Source organism: Bradyrhizobium centrolobii, from assembly GCF_001641635.1.
In the GTDB taxonomy this organism is placed as follows: Bacteria; Pseudomonadota; Alphaproteobacteria; order Rhizobiales; family Xanthobacteraceae; genus Bradyrhizobium; species Bradyrhizobium centrolobii.
Genome location: NZ_LUUB01000010.1, coordinates 1 through 3,659, shown reverse-complemented (window position 1 = coordinate 3,659; position 3,659 = coordinate 1). Strand labels below are relative to the sequence as shown.

Here is a 3,659-nt window from a genome sequence, read left to right as displayed (position 1 = left end):
GTCTACCTGGTCTCCGATGGCACGAACCAACCCTATAAGTGCAAGATCCGGGCGCCATCGTTCGCACATCTGCAAGCAATGGATTTGCTCAGCCGCGGCCATTTGCTGGCGGACGTCTCGGCGATCATCGGTTCGCTGGACATCGTCTTTGGGGAGATCGATCGATAAGGGGCGCGAAAAGGACCCTGCGCGCAGATCCAAGTCGACGAGCAACGAGTCACCTAGCCGTTGTCAAAGCCAAACCTGGGAAGTCTTCCGGCGCGAGAGATGGGGCATTGGGCTCGATGGCTTGAGCGGTCGTGCCGCAGCCCCGATCGCCGCGCAGGTGTGCTCTACTGAGCGGTAAGCTGGCCCAGCGTTACGGTCAATGCTCTCTGTTCTTTGTTCCGAACCATGGAGAGCTCGATTGAAGAGCTTGGCGCCGCCGCATGGACTTTCTTGGTGAGCTCGTTTGCGCTCTTGATGGGCTCGCCGCCGATCGACGTGATCACATCCCCGCTCTTTAATCCGGCCTTCGCGGCTGGACCGCTGGCTTGAACACCGATGACGATGGCGCCGCGAAGATTGTTTGCGCCGATACTTTCGGCGATGTCGGGGGTCACCGATTGAACTTCCGCTCCCATCCACCCTCGCGTGACCGCGCCCTTGTCCTTCAGTTGCGGGATCACCGCATTCACCGTGTCTGCGGGAATCGCAAAAGCCACACCGACCGAGCCGCCCGAGGGCGAAAGAATCATGCTGTTCACACCGATGACGTTGCCATGCGTGTTGAGGCTCGGCCCGCCCGAATCGCCGCGGTTGATCGGCGCATCTATCTGAATGAAGTCGTCCGAAGACCCCATCCCCAGGTCGCGCGCACGCGCTGAAACGATACCCGCGGTGACAGTATTTCCGAGCCCGAACGAATTGCCTACCGTAAGCACCCAATCGCCGGTGCGTGGTGGTTGATCGGCCAGCTTCAAATAGGCGAAGTCCGTGCGCCCATCGACCTTGAGCAGGGCGAGATCACTCAGCGGGTCCTTGCCGACGATCTTGGCTGGGTAGATTTTGTCCTCATTCGTACGGATCTCGGCCGTATCGCTGCCTGCCACGATATCGTTGTTCGTCACCGCATAACCGTCCGGGGAGATGAAGAAACCCGAGCCGATCGAGATCATGTCCCCGGATTTCGGCGCAACGCCCGGACCGTGCGGTTCGGACCTTGGAACAGCCCTTCTTGGAGTGTCTTGATCGGGCGCCCCATCAGGTCCGGACGATGGGCCGGATTCCTCGTCTGCCGCGGCCGCCTTGGCACTGACCCCAACCACAGCCGGTCCGGCCTTTTCGGCAAGATCGGCGAACCTTCCGAGCCCGCCGCCGTCATGGTCGACGGTTGGATTCACGGCCTGTGCGTGGACGATACTCCCGATCACCAGAACCGCCGAAGCCAAGACGGCGCTCATGACCGGCGTCCTAAGGCTGCCGTAAGCAAACTTTCCGTGAACCATTTCCGCTTCCATGCATCCTACGTGATCGGCTGGTACCGGCTCAGGCTTGCTGATTTGCAGGCTGTTCTTGCGGCGCACGCGGGCCGAGCCACAGCACTGGCGAGCCTTCAACGAACAGCCAGGAAGACCGTTCCTCCACCACCAGTGGCCGGGCGACCAGAACTTGCCGACAGCGCACGTGGTTCCCCGTCCGCGGCCCGCGCGACAGAGCGGTGGCGTCCGCGGCGCGGCAGCGCAAATCCCCGCGGCGCGGAGGATGCGTTTCTCCCAGCGGACGAACACGCTTCGGCACTCCGCGCGCGAACTACGCAGGAGGTTTGACCTGTAACGCCGTTTCTCGGCAACGAGCCGCCATGTCGGCAGTGCTGCGCGCTATCGCCAGTTCGCCGCATGACCTCCAGCCCATATTCGACACCATCATCGACAGCGCAGTGCATCGCTGCCGAGCGGAGTTTGGTTCCCTCCGTCTTTCCGAGGAAACAGGCTTTCGTCTCGTTGCATCTCGTTGCATATAGACTCGATCTCGCAGTGTCAGAGATGTATTCACCGTCAAAGCTTCGCCTCTTCGAAAGCAAGTGGCCGGTCCACATCCCCGATTTCGCCCAAACATCTTGAAGGGAATTCTGTGGGGAGAACCAGAACGAGAGGCTATATCACGTGGCGTTGGGACGGTCCTCATCGTGCCGATGCTCAGAAGCGACGAGGCGGATCGCCTTGTCTTTCGCGGCGGCGCATAGAGCTCTTTACGGAGAATGAGATCGAACTGGTCACGGACTTCGCCGCGGAGGCTGCCATTGGCCCTTCTGAGAAGATGCCTGTCCTGACAAATGTCCGCTTTGCACCCAATAGGCGACACCAGGGATTTGCGATCGACCCACAACCGGGGATCGGATGCCTGGAACTTTCAGGATCGGAGGCTGTTGTAGCGCAGAGGGTCTCGTGCATGGATATGGTCACGCACGGTCGCGGTTCGGATGCCGCTCCATCGGCCCGAGTTTCTCCGGTGAACTCACACAACGAGTGGGGCGCGCTGGAGGAAGTGATCGTCGGAAGGCTTGAGGGTGCGGTCATCCCATCCGATCATCCGGTTGTCACCTGCAACATTCCGGGCATGGCAGCGCGTGCTCAGTCGCTGCTCGCAGGCTTTCGTTACCCAAGGATCATGATCGAGCCGGCCCAGCGTGAGCTTGATGGCTTTGTTGCGCTGCTACAGTCGCTGGGCATCATCGTAAGACGGCCGGACGCTGTCGACCACAGGAAGCGCTTCAGCACGCCAGGATGGTCCTCGCGCGGCTTCTGCAATTCCTGCCCGCGCGACAGCATGCTCGTGATCGGCGACGAGATCATCGAAACCCCAATGGTTTGGCCCTGTCGCTACTTCGAGACGCAGTCCTATCGTGCGATCCTGAAGGACTATTTCCAACGTGGCGCGCGGTGGACGAGCGCGCCCAGACCGCAACTGACGGACGAACTGTTCGACCCTGAATTTCGCGTTCCGGAGAAAGGCGAGCCGATCTCATACATTCTCACCGAATTCGAACCGGTCTTTGACGCCGCCGACTTCTTTCGCTGTGGACGCGACTTGTTCGTGACCCGCAGCAACGTCACCAATGCGTCCGGCATTGAATGGCTGCGTCGTCACCTTGGCGACAGTTATCGCATCCATGAGATTGAGAGCCGCTGCCCCAATCCAATGCACATCGACACCACCATATTGCCGCTTGGGCCCGGCAAGATCCTGATCAATCCCGAGTACATCGACGTCGACCATCTTCCGGCCGTCTTGAAAGGATGGGACATCCTCGTGGCCCCCGAGTCCGACCCGATCACCGATCCTGTGCTGAGGGTCACTTCACTATGCGGGAAATGGCTCAACATGAACGTCTTGATGGTGGATGAGAAGCGCGTCATCGTAGATCCACATCATACCGCAACGATGCGTGCGTTTGAGAATTGGGGATTCGAACCGATTTCCTGCAAGTTCTTACACTATGCGGCATTTGGTGGCGCCTTCCACTGCGCCACGCTCGACGTCCGGCGGCGCGGCACGTTGGAAAGCTACTTCTGAGCTGACCTCCAACAGGTCTCATCGCGCCGCTCCGCCTAAGAGGTGATTTTCAGTCCGATGATGCCCACGAGAATAAAGCCGATGCAGGCTAACCTAAGCAACGT

3 protein-coding genes are annotated in these 3,659 nt (G+C 60.0%); 2 read left to right on the top strand and 1 reads right to left on the bottom strand.

Annotation, left to right across the window (positions count from 1 at the left end; genetic code table 11):
* A partial coding sequence (locus AYJ54_RS46490; protein WP_488226327.1) for an NADH-quinone oxidoreductase subunit D-related protein occupies positions 1-168 on the top strand: 168 nt, incomplete at its 5' end.
* Between the two features lie 164 nt (positions 169-332).
* Here the strand turns inward: AYJ54_RS46490 and AYJ54_RS00895 are convergent.
* Positions 333-1,442, bottom strand: coding sequence for a S1C family serine protease (locus AYJ54_RS00895; RefSeq protein ID WP_063696016.1), 1,110 nt, complete (start codon positions 1,440-1,442; stop codon positions 333-335).
* A 994-nt stretch (positions 1,443-2,436) separates the two neighbouring features.
* On the opposite strand from AYJ54_RS00895, the gene AYJ54_RS00890 reads away from it, so the two are divergent.
* Positions 2,437-3,555, top strand: coding sequence for an amidinotransferase (locus AYJ54_RS00890; RefSeq protein WP_136623344.1), 1,119 nt, complete (start codon positions 2,437-2,439; stop codon positions 3,553-3,555).
* The last annotated feature ends 104 nt before the right edge of the window (positions 3,556-3,659 follow it).

Coding starts and splice junctions, on each gene's coding strand:
- AYJ54_RS00890 (WP_136623344.1), top strand. CDS start 2,437: ATGGTCACGCACGGTCGCGGTTCGGATGCCGCTCCATCGGCCCGAGTT.
- AYJ54_RS00895 (WP_063696016.1), bottom strand. CDS start 1,442: ATGAGCGCCGTCTTGGCTTCGGCGGTTCTGGTGATCGGGAGTATCGTC.